Annotated in this window: 17 protein-coding genes and 1 pseudogene; 7 read left to right on the forward strand and 11 right to left on the reverse strand. The window is 36.1% G+C overall.

Annotated features, from left to right (window positions below; genetic code table 11):
- Positions 1-94: 94 nt before the first annotated feature.
- Complete coding sequence (locus CLU83_RS02245; RefSeq protein ID WP_100430118.1) at positions 95-793, reverse strand: DUF1826 domain-containing protein; 699 nt, start codon at positions 791-793, stop codon at positions 95-97.
- Between the two features lie 553 nt (positions 794-1346).
- Between CLU83_RS02245 and CLU83_RS02250 the strand changes: the two genes are divergently transcribed.
- Entirely contained in the window at positions 1347-2375 is a 1029-nt protein-coding gene (locus CLU83_RS02250) for a rod shape-determining protein (RefSeq protein ID WP_100430119.1), read from the forward strand.
- Between the two features lie 252 nt (positions 2376-2627).
- On the opposite strand, the gene CLU83_RS02255 is transcribed toward CLU83_RS02250, so the two are convergent.
- From CLU83_RS02255 to CLU83_RS21990, 4 genes are all read right to left on the reverse strand, one after another.
- A complete protein-coding gene (locus tag CLU83_RS02255; RefSeq protein WP_100430120.1) occupies positions 2628-3686 on the reverse strand; it encodes a DUF6600 domain-containing protein in 1059 nt (352 codons plus the stop codon).
- Positions 3687-3978: 292 nt separating this feature from the next.
- Positions 3979-8124, reverse strand: a complete 4146-nt coding sequence (locus CLU83_RS02260; RefSeq protein WP_157801968.1) for an HYR domain-containing protein — start codon at positions 8122-8124, stop codon at positions 3979-3981.
- Between the two features lie 226 nt (positions 8125-8350).
- The gene (locus tag CLU83_RS02265; protein WP_157801969.1) at positions 8351-8929 is read right to left on the reverse strand and encodes a hypothetical protein; all 579 of its coding nucleotides are present in this window, start codon (positions 8927-8929) and stop codon (positions 8351-8353) included.
- A 42-nt stretch (positions 8930-8971) separates the two neighbouring features.
- Positions 8972-9115, reverse strand: a complete 144-nt coding sequence (locus CLU83_RS21990) for a hypothetical protein (RefSeq protein ID WP_157801970.1) — start codon at positions 9113-9115, stop codon at positions 8972-8974.
- 469 nt (positions 9116-9584) lie between these two features.
- On the opposite strand from CLU83_RS21990, the gene CLU83_RS02270 reads away from it, so the two are divergent.
- The 3 genes from CLU83_RS02270 to CLU83_RS02280 are packed head-to-tail and all read left to right on the forward strand — an operon-like array spanning position 9585 to position 11671.
- Positions 9585-10391, forward strand: a complete 807-nt coding sequence (locus CLU83_RS02270; RefSeq protein ID WP_100430123.1) for an SDR family oxidoreductase — start codon at positions 9585-9587, stop codon at positions 10389-10391.
- A gap of 22 nt (positions 10392-10413) precedes the next feature.
- A complete protein-coding gene (locus tag CLU83_RS02275) occupies positions 10414-11331 on the forward strand; it encodes an AraC family transcriptional regulator (protein ID WP_100430124.1) in 918 nt (305 codons plus the stop codon).
- 4 nt (positions 11332-11335) lie between these two features.
- The gene (locus tag CLU83_RS02280; protein WP_100430125.1) at positions 11336-11671 is read left to right on the forward strand and encodes a nuclear transport factor 2 family protein; all 336 of its coding nucleotides are present in this window, start codon (positions 11336-11338) and stop codon (positions 11669-11671) included.
- Between the two features lie 152 nt (positions 11672-11823).
- On the opposite strand, the gene CLU83_RS02285 is transcribed toward CLU83_RS02280, so the two are convergent.
- From CLU83_RS02285 to CLU83_RS02295, 3 genes are read right to left on the reverse strand one after another with little or no spacing between them, the layout of a single operon-like run.
- Entirely contained in the window at positions 11824-12285 is a 462-nt protein-coding gene (locus CLU83_RS02285; protein ID WP_100430126.1) for a MarR family winged helix-turn-helix transcriptional regulator, read from the reverse strand.
- A 36-nt stretch (positions 12286-12321) separates the two neighbouring features.
- The gene (locus CLU83_RS02290; RefSeq protein ID WP_100430127.1) at positions 12322-13212 is read right to left on the reverse strand and encodes an SDR family oxidoreductase; all 891 of its coding nucleotides are present in this window, start codon (positions 13210-13212) and stop codon (positions 12322-12324) included.
- Between the two features lie 8 nt (positions 13213-13220).
- On the reverse strand, positions 13221-13580 hold the full coding sequence (locus CLU83_RS02295) for a VOC family protein (protein WP_100430128.1): 360 nt from the start codon (positions 13578-13580) through the stop codon (positions 13221-13223).
- A gap of 562 nt (positions 13581-14142) precedes the next feature.
- Between CLU83_RS02295 and CLU83_RS02300 the strand changes: the two genes are divergently transcribed.
- Positions 14143-15681 (forward strand): IS1182 family transposase, encoded by a 1539-nt coding sequence (locus tag CLU83_RS02300; RefSeq protein WP_232726934.1) that lies wholly within the window; start codon positions 14143-14145, stop codon positions 15679-15681.
- A 244-nt stretch (positions 15682-15925) separates the two neighbouring features.
- Here the strand turns inward: CLU83_RS02300 and CLU83_RS02305 are convergent, their stop codons facing one another.
- A complete protein-coding gene (locus tag CLU83_RS02305) occupies positions 15926-16333 on the reverse strand; it encodes a hypothetical protein (protein WP_232726936.1) in 408 nt (135 codons plus the stop codon).
- A 168-nt stretch (positions 16334-16501) separates the two neighbouring features.
- Positions 16502-17149: a hypothetical protein gene (locus tag CLU83_RS02310; protein WP_100430129.1), complete on the reverse strand. Its 648-nt coding sequence runs from the start codon at positions 17147-17149 to the stop codon at positions 16502-16504.
- Positions 17150-17170: 21 nt separating this feature from the next.
- Here CLU83_RS02310 and CLU83_RS22760 point away from each other — a divergent pair.
- Positions 17171-17227: pseudogene (locus tag CLU83_RS22760) on the forward strand (hypothetical protein); the annotation flags it as partial.
- Between the two features lie 51 nt (positions 17228-17278).
- The gene (locus CLU83_RS22355; RefSeq protein ID WP_232726937.1) at positions 17279-17416 is read left to right on the forward strand and encodes a hypothetical protein; all 138 of its coding nucleotides are present in this window, start codon (positions 17279-17281) and stop codon (positions 17414-17416) included.
- Between the two features lie 12 nt (positions 17417-17428).
- Here CLU83_RS22355 and CLU83_RS02320 read toward each other — a convergent pair whose 3' ends face one another.
- Positions 17429-19000, reverse strand: a complete 1572-nt coding sequence (locus CLU83_RS02320) for a Fic family protein (protein ID WP_100430131.1) — start codon at positions 18998-19000, stop codon at positions 17429-17431.
- Positions 19001-19067: the final 67 nt, after the last annotated feature.

Here is a 19067-nt window from a genome sequence, read left to right on the forward strand (position 1 = left end):
ATAACCCCTGTAGCCTTTTATCACATTTTTAGTTGTCAAGAACTTTAAAAAAAAACGCAAAGTTATCAGGCATTTGCCAGCGCAGCGTTTTTTTTTAGCAAATCAGCAACAAACGATATTCTCCTTCATTTTCTATTGGTGCTCTGTGAATGCAAGGCAGCGCAAGTTGTTGCGGATGATCCACTGCCAAACGCCAAAGATGTCCTAATCCTAAATTAACAGGCACTGCATGGGCTTGCGCCTGATAATGCAGATCAAAATAATTTTCCTTTAAAAAGTTTTCAAATTCCTCCGATGAACCGTTATGCAGCTCTTTGAGTTTTTTTCGAATTTCAGGAATTAGAATTTTTTGCTCCGCTTGCTCATTCGAAATAATATCGCTTGCCGCTCCGTAATAGGTGCATAAAAAAGTATCCGCTGCAATGGGCGAGCGATCAACATGATATGAATACACATCAGTGGATATGAAATCAAATTCATCATCCCGTTCATAACACTTAAGTAAATTAAGAGAGGGGGAAGCTCCGAAATCGGTTAATAATCTTAAATCGTTTAAGATAATTTCCCGTGCTATAATCCCCTTTTCTGATAGCTGGAGAGCCAATAGATCTTTAGGATAAACTTCCGTTATATTTTCTTTTATCTTCAGTTTACTTACAATCTCTTTAAAATCGCCTTCCAAATTTCTGTACCAGCATAGTGCATTCATTTCTCCCTTAAAATCGGTATTTACAAGTTCATAAAAAGTGGATACCGTTCCAATTTGGCTGCTGTCAGAAAATGTATTGCTCATAGTATGATATCAAGAAGCTAGTTATACCAGAATATTTTGGACTTAAAAATAAATGCAATTGGTATTATTTAATGCACTGCAAAATTATGCAATTCTGAACCATCGGGCTATACTTTTACAACTAAAAAAAGTAAACATGAAAGGGGATTAGAACCGCGTTGCAAACGCTTCATTTATTTTCTATAAATAAGTAGGCACTCGTTACAAACGAGCGCCAGAGGGGAGTCGCGAAGGCGCAAAGAAAGGGTCTTGAAGATGTTGTTGCCTGCGGACATTTCCCCACCCCCAGCCCCTCTCCAAAGAAGAGGGGGAGTTATTGGATAAAAAAAGCTTATTTTTCGAAACTTATATTTTGTTTTACAACTTTACTAACTTTTACGTTTAGGTAAATTGAGATTGGAAAAGAATTTCCGATGGTTCCGGGTTAGTTTAAGGTTTAAAATCGTTTGTTCATGGACTATTAATATTTTCATAAATCTATGCTGTTCAGCCAGTGTATTCATTTTATTTAGAATAAAACCGTAATACTATCGTTTTTATATAAAACGATAGTATGGGCTTATTTAATTTTATGATAGTGGAAATAGCGATGGATTTAGGAACAGCTAATACTTTAATAATTTATGATGGAAAGATCGTGGTGGACAGTCCGTCTATTGTTGCCAGGGATATTAGAAACGGTAAAATTATCGCCGTAGGTAGAGAAGCCAGTTTAATGCAGGGAAAAACACATGAAAATATTAGAACAATCCGGCCGCTTAAAGATGGGGTTATTGCAGATTTTGATGCTTCAGAAAAAATGATCAGCTGGTTTATAAAAAATATACCTGAATTAAAGAAAACTTTTTTTACTCCCGCACTCCGAATGGTAGTATGTATTCCAAGTGGTATTACCGCTGTAGAAATGAGAGCTGTAAAAGAGTCCTGTGAACGTGTAAACGGAAAAGAAGTGTTTTTGATTCATGAGCCTATGGCGGCGGCTATTGGAATTGGTTTGGATGTAATGCTGCCTAAGGGGAATCTCATAGTGGATATAGGGGGAGGGACTACAGAAATTGCTGTTATAGCACTTGGAGGAATAGTTTGTGACAAATCCATAAAAATTGCTGGTGATGTGTTTACCAACGATATATTGTATCATATGAGAACTCATCATAATCTGTATGTAGGGGAAGCTTCTGCAGAAACGATAAAAATTGAAGTTGGCGCTGCAATGGAAGAACTCGAAGAGGCTCCTAATGATTTAACAGTTCGTGGAAGAGATCTACTTACCGGGAAGCCTAAAGAAGTTTTGGTTACCTTCAAGGAAATTGCAAAAGCTTTGGATAAATCAATACAAAGAATTGAAGACGTTATTATGGTAACGCTTTCACAGACACCACCTGAACTGGCAGCAGACATTTATCATACGGGTCTGTATCTCGCCGGAGGAGGCGCCTTGCTTCGTGGTCTTGATAAAAGGATTTCGCAGAAGACGGATTTACCAGTATATATTGCAGAAGATCCCTTAAGAGCCGTGGTTAGAGGTACTGGTATCGTTTTAAAAGACATGAATAAATATAAAAGGGTATTGATAAAATAAGTCTGTTATTACCACATAATGAATTATTTAGATTGATTTTTAGAAGGTAATTTTAAATAGAATTTACCCTCGTATTCTTCGTCAGTTCTCTTCGTTCGTGTGCAAATCCGATCGAGTGAAGAGTAAAGAGGAAGGGGGGATGAGAACCGCGTTGCAAACGCTTCATTTATTTTCTATAAATAAGTAGGCACTCGTTACAAACGAGCGCCAGAGGGTGTGATGAAGTAATTAAATTCACTGGTGTTTAACTTATTAATCATTTTTTTTCTGCTTTTGTTGTTGTTTAACTTGTGGATCATTTCGTTGTTGTTGCATTTGTTGCTGTTTGACCTGCTGATCTTTAGTTTGCTGTTGCATTTGTTGCTGTCTGCTTTGTTGTTCTTTAGCTTCCTGTTGTCTCGCTGACTGATCATCACGCTGCTGTTGAATTTGTTTGTCATTACGTTGCTGTTGAGGCTGTTGCTGTCTTGCTGGTTGATTTTCTCTCTTTGGTTGAGTTCTTTCCCCAGCTGGTTGTCCAGCTCTCGATTGCACGATTTTAGACGGAGCTGGTTCTCGTTCGGTAGCCCTGTGTTTTTCAACGCGCGGTCTGTATATCTGAAGTTCTCTATTGCTCAGATTCTGACCTGGTGTATTTTTTTCCCTTAGAGTTACTGGGGAGATTGTTCTACCGGTTCGGCTTTGTATCTCAGTTCTATTAGGTCCTGCATTGTATCTTACCTGAGTTGAATAATCTCTCTGAATGTTATTAATCACTGTGGAATTGTTAATGATTGTAACATTATTTGATGAAGGAACATAATAATTATAAATGTTCGTTCTACCAAAGTCTCTGTCTCTTACACATGTCCAATAATTGTAGGGCAAACGATACCCACTGCCATAGGCAATAGTAATGCTAATACCAGGTCCTATTGGCGCCCATCCGTAATAATCTTCGGATCTTCTCCAGATAACCCATCCCGGTCCCCATTCATAACTCGGAATCCAAATCCATTCATAATAGGGATCATAGTACCAGCGTCCATAATGAAAAGGCGCCCAACCCCATGAATAATTAGAAACCCAAGTCCAGCCAACATTGGTGTATATCCAATAACCGTTAGTTCGATAAGGGGTAAACGAAGCTGATACATCGGGAACCCAAGCATATCCATATTCTGGGGTATCGATCCAATAACCGTATGGACTTAAATCATCATAAAAAATCTGGAAGTTAATGGATACCTGCGCAGTTGCTTTTTGTGGTGACATCAAGATAACCGAATTGACAGCAAGGAACATAATAAAAATTTTAGCCGTTGCTTTCATAATAGTAATTGTTTAATTATCTGTTGATTAAAAAAATACAATTAAAATTGTATCACATTAAAGATAAGTATTTTACGGCTTTGATGCTGTTAAATAACTTTTAAAAAATAAGATAACGAAATTACCTTATTACAAAATAATTACGGTTCTGTCGCATCTAAGAATAAGATTAAATTTTATTACTTATATTTTTTGCTCCACAGATGCGACAGAACCTTTAAAAGTTATAACATAAAAAATGCTAGACTCTTGGAACGGAATCTAGCATTTTAAACAATTAGGAAAACTTATTTTATTTTTTGACTATTTTATCAATAAATAGTATTTCATTTCTAGTACTTAAAGTGTAAATGTAAACACCTCTATAAAGTTTGCTTATATTTATTTGTGTTGTGTTTTCAGTTGTGTTTCCAATTATTTCTACGGGTTTCTCAACCAAAATTCCAAAGATGTTATATAATCTAAAAGTTATATTAGTCTGGGTATTGGTTTTTATGGCAATGTTGACAAAATCAGCTGCTGGATTAGGATATGTTTTTACTGAAAGTCCGATGGCTTCGCACCAGTGTTTTGGGGACAAAGCGTTTACGACATTTACGGTAAAGGAACAGCTTGTTGTATTTCCTGCTGCATCAGCCACTTTATAAGTGTTTGTTGTAATGCCTATTGGAAAAACACTTCCTGAAGCAAGTCCCGCCGTTTGCGTGACTGTCGCCCCAGAACAATTATCAGTTCCTACTGGTATGGTATACGCCACTATTGCTCCATGTAAGTTTCCTTCTTTTTTCTGAATGATATTAGCCGGACAGGTTAGCGCAGGCAATTCATTGTCAGTTATCGTTACGGTAAATGAACAGTTTGCCGTCTTGCCAGATGCATCTGTTACTTGGAATGTATTGGTTGTTGTTCCTATCGGGAATACAACACCTGAAGGCAATCCAGCAGTTTGAACTGTGGCTGCTCTTGGGAAATTATCAGTACCGATTGGGGGTGCATACGTAATTAGTGCTCCGCATATTCCTGTGTCATTACTTTTTGTGATCGAAGCTGGCGGTATGATAACAGGTAATTCATTGTCAGTTATCGTTAAAGGTTGACTAACATCAGCAGCCGCTAAATAATAGTCGTTTCCTGATTGAGAGGCCGTGACTGTAACAGTCCCTGCGCTAATTATTTGGAGTTTTCCGCCATTAATTTTTGCAACAGCTTCATTTGAACTTGCATAAGCAACTTCTAAACCAGATGCAGCCGTAGCAGTCAGGTCATAAGAAGTAACTCCATCGGTAACACTTATTGATGGGAAGTTAATGCTTTGTTCCGCTTTTTTAAGATCAAAACGAGCAATAACAGGTCCGTGATCAGATGTTGTGTTGACATAATTAGAAATATCTAAACGCGGATCATAAACAGCAGCTGAGTTCGGTACATAATCGCTCGTTAGCTCGTTTGAAACAATAATGTGATCCAAGAAACCTCCAGATGATAAGTAGCTAAAGGCTCCTGCTTTGCTGATATCCAAAGTTAAAGTGTTATAACGAGCCGTATCTTCCACTATTTTTTGGTATGATGAAGGGTTAGGAGTAATAACAGATGCATCCACATCATCATTATAGTCCCCTAAAATCATAAAGTTGGCATTTGGATATTCGGCGTCCAAACTGTCTTTTAAAACTTCAGCGTCGTACTTACGCATATTGTATTTTGAAATATCAGTTCCGCTATTGGCACGACCGTGAAGATCAATAATGTTTATTTCTTTTTTAACTCCTTTAATATTGGTTTCAATGTTTACTAAATAAGGTAAACGCCCTGAAGCAAAGAAACTGGAACTATTGCCGCCAGGATAATTAGGCAGGCTTGCGTTTCCGGCACGAATGTTATCGTACAATTTATCAAAAAGGACACGTGTTTTATTTACTTTGGCTGTTTGGGTATTGTAAAGAACGACCAATTTTTGAGGAGGAAAAAGCGGATCCGGCGGCGTAAATGAATAGGACCAGACTGGTGAAATACTTTTATCAAATGTCTTGCCGTTAACACTTATTTTTTGAATCAAACTATCCAAAGCAGCCTCATCAGATACTTCTTGAACCACATAAACATCAGCATTTAATTTATTCATTACTTTGGCTACATTATCAACTTGCAGAGCATCGTCGATTGGACCAAATTCACTTCCAGATGAATCGACCACATTGCTTCCAAAAAACTCCAAGTTGTAACTTACAATATCAAAGGTTTCCGATTTTGGGAAAGAAGAACCAGTAAAGGAACCTATCTGCTGATTTAGTCCAGTAGCAGTAACAGTCAGTGAACCTTCTAAATTTAAGGCTTTTACAGCAGGGGCAAAACGAGCATAAACAGTTTTGCCCGCTAATGCATCGGCTGCAGAAATAACCACACTTGATTGAAAATTGATGTTATCAAGAGCTAATTGATAGTTTGCAGGTGCCGAGATTGTGAAATCACCATAACCTCCTGCAGTAAAAATAAATGATTGGCTGTCGGAAGCTGCATTTTGGATTATTTCGCCAAAATTTAAATTAGGATTAGAGGCTAAAAATGCTGTCTCATTAGTAATACTCACATCATCAATTGTCCATTCAGCGGCATTGTCTCCCCCTGAAGCGGTAGTTTCATACACCCATGCCACATAAGTGCTGCTGGACTTAAAAGCGTTTAAATTGATGTATTTAGATTGTTTGAATACACCAGTGGTTGATGGAAAATCTCCCTCAATCTCTGTCCAAGTGGCTGTTTCTGGACTGCTTATTCCATCATAATCAACAGAAACCATTAATTTTAAGTTTGGACCTGCGTAGAATTTACGGGAGTAAAATGACAATAATGGAAATTTATCGAAACTATCCAAGCGCAATTTAGGTGAAATTAACCAATCCTTGCTTGCTCCATTTTCCGCGTAACCATTAATTAATACTGCAGCCGGAGAACTATTAAAACGACTGCTTGTACTAGCCCATTTAATTTTATCGCCTGCTACACTGTAAGCCGTCCAGCCACTGTTTGTCAATACATTTACATCGTTGAAATTTTGAGAATAAGGATTGATCCCCACACCGGATAATCCTACTATTTTAGTACTTGCCCCCGACGTTTGATGGGTTATTTGTCCCGAAAAATTCCCAGTGGTATTCGGCGTAAATCGTACATAAACCGCAGGAGTGCTGCCGGCATCAAAATCTGGTGCGGCAAAAACCAAAGAAGATTGGAAATTATCGTTTGGATTTTTTGAAATTGTAAAATTATTTGATGCGGTTACCGTGACCACATCGGTAAGATGTGATGCCTGAATTTGATAGCTGATTGTTTTTGATTCAAAATTTTGTTCTGAAAAACCAAAATTTAAATTGGTTTTTGTTGCTGACAATGATGGAACTACAAAACTGGATGTCTTTACATTCAATTGATTGCTGTCCGTTTGAAGATTGCCATAAAAATCCTCTGAGACAGCGTAAAGAACATAATTAGCATCAATAGCCAACCCGGAAATATTTTTAGTATAAGTCAGGTTTTTATCTATAACATCAAATATATCAGATTGCAAAGCAGTATTTCCATTGGCATCTAACCCTGCTTTTATTTGGGCAGCACTAGGTTTTGAACTTCCCGAGTCTAGTAATACAAAATATGTTTTTCCAATTTCGTTTAATTGAATTGAAAAATCAAAACCATTAGACAGAATGTTTTCTATTTTTGGATACCCATTAGTATATGCAGGCGGGGTAAGATCATTTTGAATGCTTATATTATCAATGGCAAAGGAAGGGCGTGAGCCAGCTCCTGAATTTTGTTTAGAAATCCATCTTATTTGAACGAGCTCCTGATTGTCACATTCAGTTGGTAAAATTACTTTGATAGTTATTGGGTTTAAAGGAGCAGTTACACCTGAAGCAGTTTGCTTATCGGTGTTGCTTAAATAGGAAGCTGCGGGCAATGTATTAAAAACAGAAGTATTGCCTACCCGATATTGTAAAACCATTTCGTTGATACGGGTATTAGCCGTCCCGTCATAAGGGTTACGGATTACCATAGCATCATATTGAACTTCGATACCAGATTTTCCTAGAGTGTTAATGGCCAACCCAATTGTTAAGTCTAAAGAACCTGAATTCAAAAATCCAATTTTTCCATTGTAATTGTGGAAATTTCCACTCGTGGTAGAAGCCGAACTGCCTGCAGTTAAGAGTCTGTCTCCCACTAAAACGGCGTTTGTGTTGTATGAGCTTCCTGGTGCGGTGCTTGCCGTCCAGCCTTGGAATCCTGCTGGATATGTGGTTGAGGCAGATGCTAACGAAGAAAAATCCTGCACGTAAGGTAAATTTTGTGCTGCTGGTGATGTTCCTTGAGCAGCTAAGGACAAGCAACAAAAAAGACTTAAATAAGCCAAAAGACAGCGAGTTTGGTAGATGTGTTTCATTTGTTAGAAAATAAAAGTTTTTATAAATCAAATATAACTTATTTAAAATTAAGATATTATTATAAAATTATTAGCTTATTGTGCAAATCCAGCCATCGGGCTAATTTTTTAGAGCAGTCTAATTTGAATTGCCTTTTATCTTTTCGTCCGCTATCTTTTAAAAATAATTACTAGGCGATTCATAAGACTTTCGTCTCTGATAAAGCTATAAAAATAATACCACAATTTACTTGTGTTTAGTTTGTGGGCACGAGCAGGGACTTTCTTTGTTGATTTCACTATCAGTTATGAATTCAAAATCATAAAAATATTTTCCCCAAAAGTTTATAACTTGAGACTCATTATTAAATAAAAATTTATGTTCTTTTATTTGTTCTTTAACTAAAACAGAAAGCATTGTTTCGGTTTTAGCTGTTTCTGTCGACATAGCAACAGTTCCAACTTCATTAGAATAACTCCAATGTGCTAAAATTGCATATATTGCTCCGATTTGAGGATTTCTTAAACCAATTTCACCTAAATCTCTATTTTCTCCTTTTAAGAGAAATTTATCTTTCCAAGATGATATAATATCATCACAATTCAAAAAAGTATTTATATTGTCTTCAACCTTTTGAGTAATTGAATTTCTTGCTATTTTTACTTCTAAATACTTCATAACTTGACAATTTATTTTAGACGATTTCCATTCATTATGAACTCCTATACTACGAATGATTTTAAGTGACATTTCGACCCAAAGCGAGAAATTATCAACCATTAGATACTTGATAATTAACTTGCCATACATTCCTGTATGTTCCAAACAAACAAGCGTGTTTTCATGTGTTGAACCTTGTTCTTTTAGCTATTTACAAAGAGATTTGATTCCTTTATAATCATTTACAAATTGACTATGAATGGGTTTTTCTTTATTCCCATCAAGAATAGCCACAGCATCAAAATATTCTTTTGATACATCGATACCTAAAAAATGTTTAAATTTACTCATAAGAAAAGTCTTTAAAGGTTAGCAACCTAATTATTGAACACACTCATAACCTTGATAATAGGCCTAAAAACCTGAATTACTATTTGATGCTTGTTCAATATAAACTGACAAAGTTCTAATCGAATAATAAGTCTGAAAACTTTGCAACGCTCATGATTCACTTTGTCAGTTTGGTTGTTACTTTAAATTTACAAATAATTTATTATGCAAATCTAAAGGCTATCGCTCGAGTTACTTCGTCTATTCGCTGTCTCTCGGGTGCTTCGTCTGTTGGGTGGCAAATCCGAAGAATGAGTTTAATTTAGTCCCAAACCCACTGTATTATCAGAACGTTAGCTGTTATGGCAGGACGACCGCAACGACGGCTTAAAGACATATTGTCATTTTGGCTACATCCTAACTCAATTTGGCTACATCGGTTATTTAATATCTGCGGACTTTTGCATTATAAATTTAAAACAACATCAAAATGCAAAAGACAATTTTTATTACAGGAGCATCAGCAGGATTGGGAAAATCAACTGCCAAATTATTTCAATCAAAAGGTTGGAACGTAATTGCAACAATGCGAAACCCCGAAAAAGAAACGGAATTAACGCAACTCGAAAATGTTACGGTTTTAAAACTTGATGTTACTAATCCAACTGAAATTGAAGAAACTGTAAACAATGTGATTGCAAAACATTCCATAGACGTAGTATTGAACAATGCAGGTTACGGACTGATTGGCGTTTTGGAGGCAATGACAGATGACCAAATCACCCGACAATTAAATACCAATCTGTTAGGGGTTATTCGAGTTACCAAAGCATTCACGCCTTATTTCAGGGAAATGAAAAACGGAATTTTCATCAATGTTACCTCTATGTTCGGGCTTGTTGGCTATCCAACTTGTTCGGTTTATTCTGCCACAAAATTCGCAATTGACGGATTTTCAGAAAGCTTAGCTTACGACCTTGCACATTTCGGAATAAAAGTAAAAACAGCCGCACCAGGAGGAATACAAACTGATTTTGCAGGACGTTCCATGGACGGTGGATATCACAAAGCTTATCAAAAATTGATGGAAAAAGTAAGCGAGGGTTATAGCGAAGAAAGCATAAGCCAATATTCTACAGCCGAAAATATTGCTTTGGTAATTTACGAAGCGGCAACAGACAACAAAGACCAATTGCGTTACATTGCAGGTAAGGACGCTGTTTCTCTCTATACCGAAAAAGAAAAAATTGGAGCAGAAGCACAACACCAAAAAATTCTTAAAATGTTTGCTTATTAATGTGTTTTGTATATTTACAACAATGAAAAAAGATGATTTTACACCGCAAAAATTCAATTCAATTTCAGAATTGCACAAGGCTTTGGGCTTTCCAAAGCCATTGCATCCGTTGGTTAGTTTGGTAAATTATGCTGACATCAAAACCCCGTATGATGAACTGCCAAAAGCATTGCTGTTTAACTTCTATAAAATTTCGTACAAGAAAGGTTTGACGGGAAAAATAAAATACGGACAGAATTATTACGATTTTGATGAAGGTGGTTTGTCTTTCATTTCGCCCAATCAGGTTATTTCAAGTGCCGAAGATGAAAAAGATTATTCGGGATACACATTGCTTTTTCATCCCGATTTTATTGGCAATTATCCGCTTGCAACAAAGATTAAAACTTTTGGCTATTTTTCATATTCCACAAACGAAGCCTTGTTCTTATCAGACAAAGAAAAGCAAATCATTTTTTCCGTTTTTGAAAATATAAAAGAAGAATTGAACAGCACCATCGACGATTTTAGTCAGGATGTGGTTATTTCGCACCTTGAAGTTTTATTGAATTACAGCAATCGGTTTTATAAACGCCAATTCATTACCAGAAAAGCTGTTAGCAATGATTTATTGACACAAATGGAGCAATTGCTAAACAATTATTTTGAGCAGGAAGTAGCATTGCAAAAAGGACTTCCCACGGTTGAGTATTTGGCGAGCCAGCTCAATGTTTCGCCACGCTATTTAAGTGATATGCTTCGCTCATTAACAGGACAAAATGCACAGCAGCACATTCACGAAAAACTAATTGAAAAAGCAAAAGAGCAATTGACATCAAGCAATTTAAGTGTATCGGAAATTGCTTATCATTTAGGCTTTGAGCATTCGCAATCATTCAACAAATTATTTAAAAAGAAAACCCAACAAACACCGATAGAATATAAACAATCATTCAATTAGAAATATGGATCTAAAAATATTCATACAGGATTGGCTTGCTGCAAGCAATGCCTACGATACAAAAAAATATTTAGAGAAATGGCAAGAGAATGCAGTTCTTGACGACCCTTCAGTTGGACAAGTTTTTAAAGGACAATCGGGTATCCGAAAATATTTTGAAAGTTATTTCATCGGTTACAAGACACAAACACGACTTGTTAAATTGGACATCATTGCCGATAACAAAGCACACATTGAGGTTGAGTTTACAGGTGAATTTCCAGAAGGGAAAATAGGAGGAATTTTTGATTTTACTTTCAAAAATGGCAGGATTGATAAAGCAAAAGCAGACTTGACGTAAAATCACAGCAGCTAACATGCCCTTGCTACAAGAGGTTTGGGGTTAAATTAAGCCTTATTTTCGGATTTGCCAAATCATCCCAAATGCAAAACCAATTTCCAATTTAGGCCAATTGCCCAAATCTTTTGTAGCAAGTCTTAGCTGTAGTGCTTTTATTCGTTCTTGTTTTTGTCAATAAGTTGCACCATATTCTTGTTGAATTGTGAAAGTTCAATGTTCAATGAAGCAAAAAAATCAATGTCAGCATTTTCTATTTCAATAATTGCTTTTTGCAAAACCGTTTCTCCGATATTCGTTAGTTGAATGGTTTTTGCTCTTGTGTCTATTTCGTGTTCTTGTCGAGTTACAAATTTCTTTTCTTCTAAAGTCCTTAAAACTTTTGACACCATCATTCTATCAAAATTAGTTTGATTGGCAATGTCAATTTGCGTTACATTATTGTTGTTGTTTGAAAGCCAAGCTAATGCACATAATAGAGCAAATTGCGTTTGTGTCAAATCTAAAGGGTCTAAAACCTTTTTTTGTTTTCGTTGCCACAACAAAGTAAGTTGTCCGAGTAAATACCCAGGACTTTCGTTTGGACTTTTAAAATTAAATTCAATTTTTTTAGGCATAATCTTTATGTCGCATTTGGGTTGATATTTAGTAGTTTACTCATAAGTTGCTTGTAAAAACTCGGACAATGAAGTTGTTTTTCTCCCTAAAACCCTTTCTAAATCATTTGATTGTTGGTCAAATTCCCCATTGGCGATGGCTAAACTGAAAGTTTTAAGTATTTCAATTATATGACTTGGTAACCCAAATTTATTCATTTGTTCTTCAAATTCAATTTTTTCTGGGGAAATATATTGAATAGGTTCTTTTACAATTTCAGATATTTTTTTAGCAATTTCAGAAAAAGTTATTTGTTCACTTCCATTAAATTCTAATATTTTATTGGAATAGAATGAAGGATTTAAAAGAATACTTACTTCTGCTTCTGCTAAATCTTTTTTAGGTACAAAAGAAGTTAGTCCATTTGCTGTTGGCAAATAAATTGTTTTGGTTTTTAACAGTTGGCTTTTATCTCCTATCATCATTTCGATTACTTCGGCATATAAATTATGTTTCAAAATTGTATAAGTGATTCCTGATGTTTTAATACAATTTTCAGTTTGTAAATGAGAATCCACAAGATTTGCCAATGGTGAAGAATTACTTTGGTCTTTCCACAAAGCACTTGTATATAAAACGTGCTTAATGCCTGCTTTTTTTGCTGTATCAACTACGTTTTTATGAAGAGTTGCTCGTTCATTATCGTCTCCACCTGAAACAAAGTATAAAGTATCAATGCCTTTAAAAGCACTTTCCAAGCTTTCTAAATTTGCATAATCTCCAATTTTTATTTCAATACCATCATTGGCATATTGTTTTGCCAATTCATTTTTTTCGTCTCTCACCAAAACAGCAATATTTTCAATTTTGGTTTTCTCTTTTAAAAGGTTAACAACCTTACTTCCTAAACTACCTGTTGCACCTGTGATTAATATTTTATTGCTCATATCCACTTTTATTTTGTGTTTAAAAAAGTAAGTTTATACCCATCAATGTCTTTTACGTGGAATGCTCTACCAAAAGGTGTTTCTATAATTGGTCCAGTAGTGGCAACTCCATTTGAAATGAATTTTTCTTTCAATTCGTCCACATTTTCGTCCACTGCAAACCAAAGTGCTACGCCAATTCCTAATTCTTTTCCTTCAAGTGGTTCAAGTGGTGTACGAATAGCAAAACTTGCTTGTCCTTGATTGTACTTGAAAACGCAGGCTTGTGGGTTAGTACTGTCAATTTCAAACCCTAATTTGTTAGTGTAGAAGGCTTTTGATGCTTCTAAATCTCTTACTTGAAGAGATGCAAATGTTAATTGTATCATTTTATTTATTTTAAATTGTTGTCGCAAATATAATATACATGACAACAATAAGCAAATCTTTTTTCACAATTTTTATTTAGATCAATAAAATGATGATGTTTTTTGTTGGTAAGGTCGGTCGTAGCATTACAGCTAATATTAGTCTGTGAAAAAACTAAAATCTGCCTCTTGAGAATCTCATATTTGAGATTTTTCTTTGGCAGCCCTCCGAATACTTTCTAAATTTGAGGAGGTTTTTTCACAGCCTGACGTCAGTCTGTGAAAAAACTAAAATCTGCTTCCTGAGAATCTCATATTTGAGTTTTTTCTTTGGCAGCCCTCCGAATACTTTCTAAATTTGGAGAGGTTTTTTCACAGCCTGACGTCAGTCTGTGAAAAAACTAAAATCAGCCTCTTGAGAATCTCATATTTGAGTTTTTTCTTTGGTAGCCCTCCGAATACTTTCTGAATTTTAGGAGGTTTTTTTACAGCCTGACGTCAGTCTGTGAAAAAACTTCCGTTTGCTTAGGAACAAATATAACAAAAAACTTGTGTTAAAACAGGAATTTTCGTATTTTTAGGGATGCAGCATATCATAGGAATTTCCCGCCACCAGATGCGTATTTCCAGTTTAGAAGACGCCATAGCTCCCGATAATCAAGTGCGATTTATAGATGCATTTGTGACGTTTACAGACCTTGCTAAGCTGGGTTTTGCAGTGCAAACCATCAAAACCGAAGGCCGCCCGAGCTACGATACCAAAGTGTTTCTTAAAATCTATTTATACGGTTATCTGGGCGGAATAAGAAGCTCGCGAAAATTAGAGAAGGAATGTTTTAGAAACATTGAAATGCAATGGCTATTGGAAGATATTCGTCCCAATTACCACAGCATCTCAGATTTCAGAAAAAACAATCCCGCTGCCTTGAAGAAACTCTTCAAGCTTTTTGTCTCATTCTTGAAAGATGCGGACTTGATAGGCGGTGAAACCATTGCCATTGACGGCACCAAAAGCCGGGCTCACAACAGCAAAAAAGCCAATTTTAACCAAAAGAAAATTGACAAGCACCTGGAATACATTGAGACCAAAACCCAAGAATATCTTGATGCTCTGGAAGCAAATGATGCAAAAGAAAACTCTCCAAAAATCAAAAATGTCCAACAAAAAATAGAGTGTCTCAAACAAAACAAAATCCGCTACGAATTGCTGGAAGAAAAACTAAAAGCAAGCGGAGAACCCCAAATAAGCACCACCGACAGCGATGCCAGAGCATTATTGGTTCAGGGACAGGTGGTTGAAATCTCATTTAATATGCAGGCAGCCGTCGATGCCAAACACAATCTTGTAGTAGCCACGCACACCATCAATCGTAATGACCGCAACGCCTTATCGGCTATTGCCATAGAAGCCAAAGAGAATTTAGAAATAGAAACCTACACGGCTTTGGTGGACAAAGGCTATCATAACGGGCGAGAAATAGAAGCCTGTAGGCAAGCCAATATCACTACAATTGTAGCGCAACCCGAACAAGGAAAAAATAAGGAAAACGGAACAACCAAGGATTATTTTGTTTCTAAGTTCCAATACAATAAAACCACCGACACCTACACTTGCCCACAGGGCGAAACGCTTAAAACTACAGGCCACTGGCACAAGAAAACCACGGACAGAGACAGTTATGAGTTCAAGAGATACCGAACACCCAAATGCAGAGAATGTCCTGTAAAACATTTATGCACCAGTAGGATGGCCGGTCGAGATATAGACCGCAGCCAATATGCCGATGCCGTAGAAGAAAACAACAAACGCTACCACGCAAATGCACAGCTCTACCGCAAGCGGCAGGAAATCAACGAACACATTTTTGGCACTATCAAACGGCAATGGGGCTACAATCACACCAATTTAACAGGATTGGAAAAAGTAAATGGAGAACACAGCCTGATTATGCTGGTCTATAACATCAAACGCAGCATCAATATACTCGGAGTTCCCGAGCTCATTGCCAAACTCAAGAAATGGAACTCACCCTACAAGGCAAAAGTCTTGTTTTTGTTAAAAATGAGTTATTTAAAACCGAAATTAGACTTCTTTTTCTTTGAAACTAAATTAGCCTCCTAAAAAAGAGGCTTCGTTAAAAGCCCTTATTTGAATTTTGTGAGGGCAAAATAAAGAGGTTGGAATGAAAAAAAGAGGTTTTTTCACAGCCTGACGTCTTGGTACTACAGCAGGCTTGGAACTAAAGTAACCCCATTATTTGGATTTGCCAAATCATCCCAAATATAAAACCATTTTCCACTTAAGCCAATTGCCCATATCCGTTGTACTTGTTAGCAATAGTACTTTAATTCTTTTACATAAATAATTAATCAGAATCCTTTTCTCCATTCCAACGATACTTTCGGATTAAATCTTCTTTTTTTGTTTCAAATTTTCTCTTATCGGTATGGACAACTTTTTTAAGTAACCAGCCAGAATCTTTTCCAGCGTCCTTCACACGATTTTCATTATTCTTACCTAATTTTATTTGTTTTTCATATAGAGCGTATAAGGGACTTCCTTGCCATAAAAAATTATCTCCTCCTAAAAAATCTCTAGCAGAAAACCAAGCATCTTTATTAATATTGCACCAACAATAAACAGCTCCATGGAGAAAATCCATTATTCTCTGTTTTTCATCATCAGAAATTCCATGAACTTCTCTAATTTCAGATTTATCTATTAACATATTACTTGTATTTAATTTAATTTCATTTTGTCTTTCTGCAGGCATATTAATGCTAAATGTTCTGGAACTGTTGCGGGTTTGGGACTAAATTAAGCCATTATTCGGATTTGCCACCCGAGCGATAGCGAACTGGCGGAGCAATCATCCCAAATACAAAACTAATTTTCCATTAAGCAAATTGCTCAAATCCGTTATAGCTGTTAATGATTGGTTTTATAACTCAAGGGCTAATTTAATAAAATCACTTGAATTTTTGTACATTATTACCATCCCTGCATCTTGTGGGTTTTCGAGCTTATATCTGCCTTTAGCTGATCCATTTAGTGCGTAATCATGTCCGTCAATTGTTACTATACACCAATGTTTATATTTACATTCAATTATAACTTGATCACTGTAAAATGGCCAATCTCCAGCATATTCTGCTTTTAAAATTCTCTTATATTTTATATTAGGATTTAATTTTCTTTCTAAATCATCTTTTACAGTTCTTTTATGTATCTTTTTTGGTATTTCTTTGTAACGAGTTGTGTTTTTCCGATAATCTCTATTTCCAAAATCTTTTTCGTACAACATACCAAAGTCAAAAAAAGAAGTGATAGATATTTGTTTTGCTTTTTCTCCAATACAGTTAAATATGATTTGTCTTGATAAAGCAGAAATAAACTTTTCAAATATGATTATTACAACACTATTTAATTTGTAAAAAACTTCATGTTCAGTTTCTCTGCTAAACAGTTTTGATAATAATTTTTCATCACTTAATAAATGTTTGTTTTCAAACTTTGTCCATAATTCTTTAGTGTTTAATGGAATTTCTTTATTTTCAGTTATTTTTTTGCAGAAATCCCTTCCGTTCAAGATTTAATAGTTACGCCTGTCTTGGGTTCTGTAGTAGGCGAAGGATTTTTCTATGCCAAGAAAACTATTCTTAAAAATAATTCCAAAATTTTAAATTCGAGATTCCTAGGTAAAACTTCTTTGTTTTTGATGGATCCACTTAATACTATTATGGATAGTTTCGGTTATAAGCAAAAGGTAAAAACACAACTTAATGTAGCTTCTGTAGGGTTCAATCCATATACCAAAAATGCTACTTTGGGGCTTACTTTTTCGGCTAGATTTTAATTTTTTTTTGAATTAAATTTTCCCCTCAGGAGAAGGTAATTCCGCTACAGCTTTTCCTTTTAATCCTTCATTGACAAGATATCCAAGAAATGAGGCAAATGGAATAATATTTTGATCTACGCTGGCTTTTTCCAATGCCTGCATGTACTCATCCCTTTTTTCAACCGGTATTACTGTCCATGGATATCCGCCTGATGCCAGCATTGCATTTAATAGAAAACGCCCCATTCGTCCATTTCCATCCATATAGGGGTGAATAAATACAAATATGAAATGCCCTAAAACAGCACGTACCGAGGCCTCACTTTCTTGTTCAAGCAGTTCAAAAAGTATCGGCATAGTATCACGCATAGCCTCAACGTTTAGCGGTGTGTGTTTAGAGTTGCCAATATAAACCTGATGATTGCGATATCCTGCCAGATCGGAGGCCTTTAATATACCAGCAGCTACACTTGGATCAAAAAGTTCCCTGTACCATTTGGAATGATCTTTGTCTACCTCTGTGCCAGCGTTTGCTCCCTGTAAAATTTCTTTAATTGTCTCTTTAACTTGTGTAAATGCTTGATAATAGCCTCTTGTGGCCATAGCATCCCTTTGTTTTCGATCTTCCTCATTTTCTTTTGCATCCCATCTGCCACTGCTCACTTTGGCAATTAATTCCGGTGTTACACGATAGCGTTCAATAGATAATGAATGGTAAGCATCAGTAATAAAAATATCATCAATTTCTTTAAGATATGAATTAGTGTCTTTGGGTAGTCCAGGCTGGGCAGGAAAATTATTTATAATATCTTCGCGCATCTGCATCCACATTAAGCGAATGCGGTTTGCATATGGCGATCGTTCGCGCGGAGATAGTTTGATATCAAGCTGATTGTTAAATGGGTCTTCTTCGCGAATATCGTAATCTGCTGTCTTGAATGTTTCAATAATCTGGTCTGCTATTCTGTCACGACGTATATTGCGAAATGCACCGGCTAAACGTCCAGCGAGTGTGGTATGTCCATTCTCCAGCAATATTGGCAATAACTCAGAGGCATCCCTGATCATTGAAAGTGTCGTACGGGCATCAATTGCATTGTGAGTATACAAAGAAGGGCTGCTATAGATAAGAGCACTCTGCAGATTGTACATCTTTATGCCTCTTTGTATCTCAATTTGATCAGGTGATGCTATATTAGTCTTTAGATTGAAAAGTGATGTATTGTATGGCAATGGGGTTGGTTTGTTGTTGCCTTCGAGGGAGCGTACAATTAATTGCTGTGGCACTGACCAGTTTCCAGAATGTATAAGCAGTGATTGATCAGCAGATATACACCAGTTCTCCCCATATTTTTTATTAAGAAATTGAGAAATAAAATCCCAGTATGAACTAAACCAGGCTGTTGTTTTCCCTTCTTTTTCACTTGGGTCTGCTGCAATGTACCAGCCTTTGGAGACCTCTCGAATGAAGCCGTTTTTTACCATTAGCTGTCGATATTTTGCATTAGGGATATCATCGGTATGTATCCCCACAATGTCCTTCTCTTGTAGGTTTTTAAGAAAAGTAAGTGCTTCTATAAATCTTTCTTTTGGTGTCGCCATTTTTAATTATATTATCGTTAAACGTACTATAATTTACTTAGAAATTTGCATGCGTAAATACGTGATA

It is taken from the genome of Flavobacterium sp. 1, assembly GCF_002797935.1.
Lineage (GTDB): Bacteria > Bacteroidota > Bacteroidia > Flavobacteriales > Flavobacteriaceae > Flavobacterium.

What these genes read in the sequence shown, in the direction of transcription:
- CLU83_RS02285 (WP_100430126.1), bottom strand. Translation starts at nt 12,285, where the DNA reads ATGCCTAAAAAAATTGAATTTAATTTTAAAAGTCCAAACGAAAGTCCT.
- CLU83_RS22355 (WP_232726937.1), top strand. Translation starts at nt 17,279, where the DNA reads ATGGATCCACTTAATACTATTATGGATAGTTTCGGTTATAAGCAAAAG.
- CLU83_RS02260 (WP_157801968.1), bottom strand. Translation starts at nt 8,124, where the DNA reads ATGAAACACATCTACCAAACTCGCTGTCTTTTGGCTTATTTAAGTCTT.
- CLU83_RS02250 (WP_100430119.1), top strand. Translation starts at nt 1,347, where the DNA reads ATGGGCTTATTTAATTTTATGATAGTGGAAATAGCGATGGATTTAGGA.
- CLU83_RS02290 (WP_100430127.1), bottom strand. Translation starts at nt 13,212, where the DNA reads ATGAGCAATAAAATATTAATCACAGGTGCAACAGGTAGTTTAGGAAGT.
- CLU83_RS02270 (WP_100430123.1), top strand. Translation starts at nt 9,585, where the DNA reads ATGCAAAAGACAATTTTTATTACAGGAGCATCAGCAGGATTGGGAAAA.
- CLU83_RS02320 (WP_100430131.1), bottom strand. Translation starts at nt 19,000, where the DNA reads ATGGCGACACCAAAAGAAAGATTTATAGAAGCACTTACTTTTCTTAAA.
- CLU83_RS02255 (WP_100430120.1), bottom strand. Translation starts at nt 3,686, where the DNA reads ATGAAAGCAACGGCTAAAATTTTTATTATGTTCCTTGCTGTCAATTCG.
- CLU83_RS02245 (WP_100430118.1), bottom strand. Translation starts at nt 793, where the DNA reads ATGAGCAATACATTTTCTGACAGCAGCCAAATTGGAACGGTATCCACT.
- CLU83_RS02275 (WP_100430124.1), top strand. Translation starts at nt 10,414, where the DNA reads ATGAAAAAAGATGATTTTACACCGCAAAAATTCAATTCAATTTCAGAA.
- CLU83_RS21990 (WP_157801970.1), bottom strand. Translation starts at nt 9,115, where the DNA reads ATGAGTAAATTTAAACATTTTTTAGGTATCGATGTATCAAAAGAATAT.
- CLU83_RS02300 (WP_232726934.1), top strand. Translation starts at nt 14,143, where the DNA reads ATGCAGCATATCATAGGAATTTCCCGCCACCAGATGCGTATTTCCAGT.
- CLU83_RS02295 (WP_100430128.1), bottom strand. Translation starts at nt 13,580, where the DNA reads ATGATACAATTAACATTTGCATCTCTTCAAGTAAGAGATTTAGAAGCA.
- CLU83_RS02280 (WP_100430125.1), top strand. Translation starts at nt 11,336, where the DNA reads ATGGATCTAAAAATATTCATACAGGATTGGCTTGCTGCAAGCAATGCC.
- CLU83_RS02305 (WP_232726936.1), bottom strand. Translation starts at nt 16,333, where the DNA reads ATGCCTGCAGAAAGACAAAATGAAATTAAATTAAATACAAGTAATATG.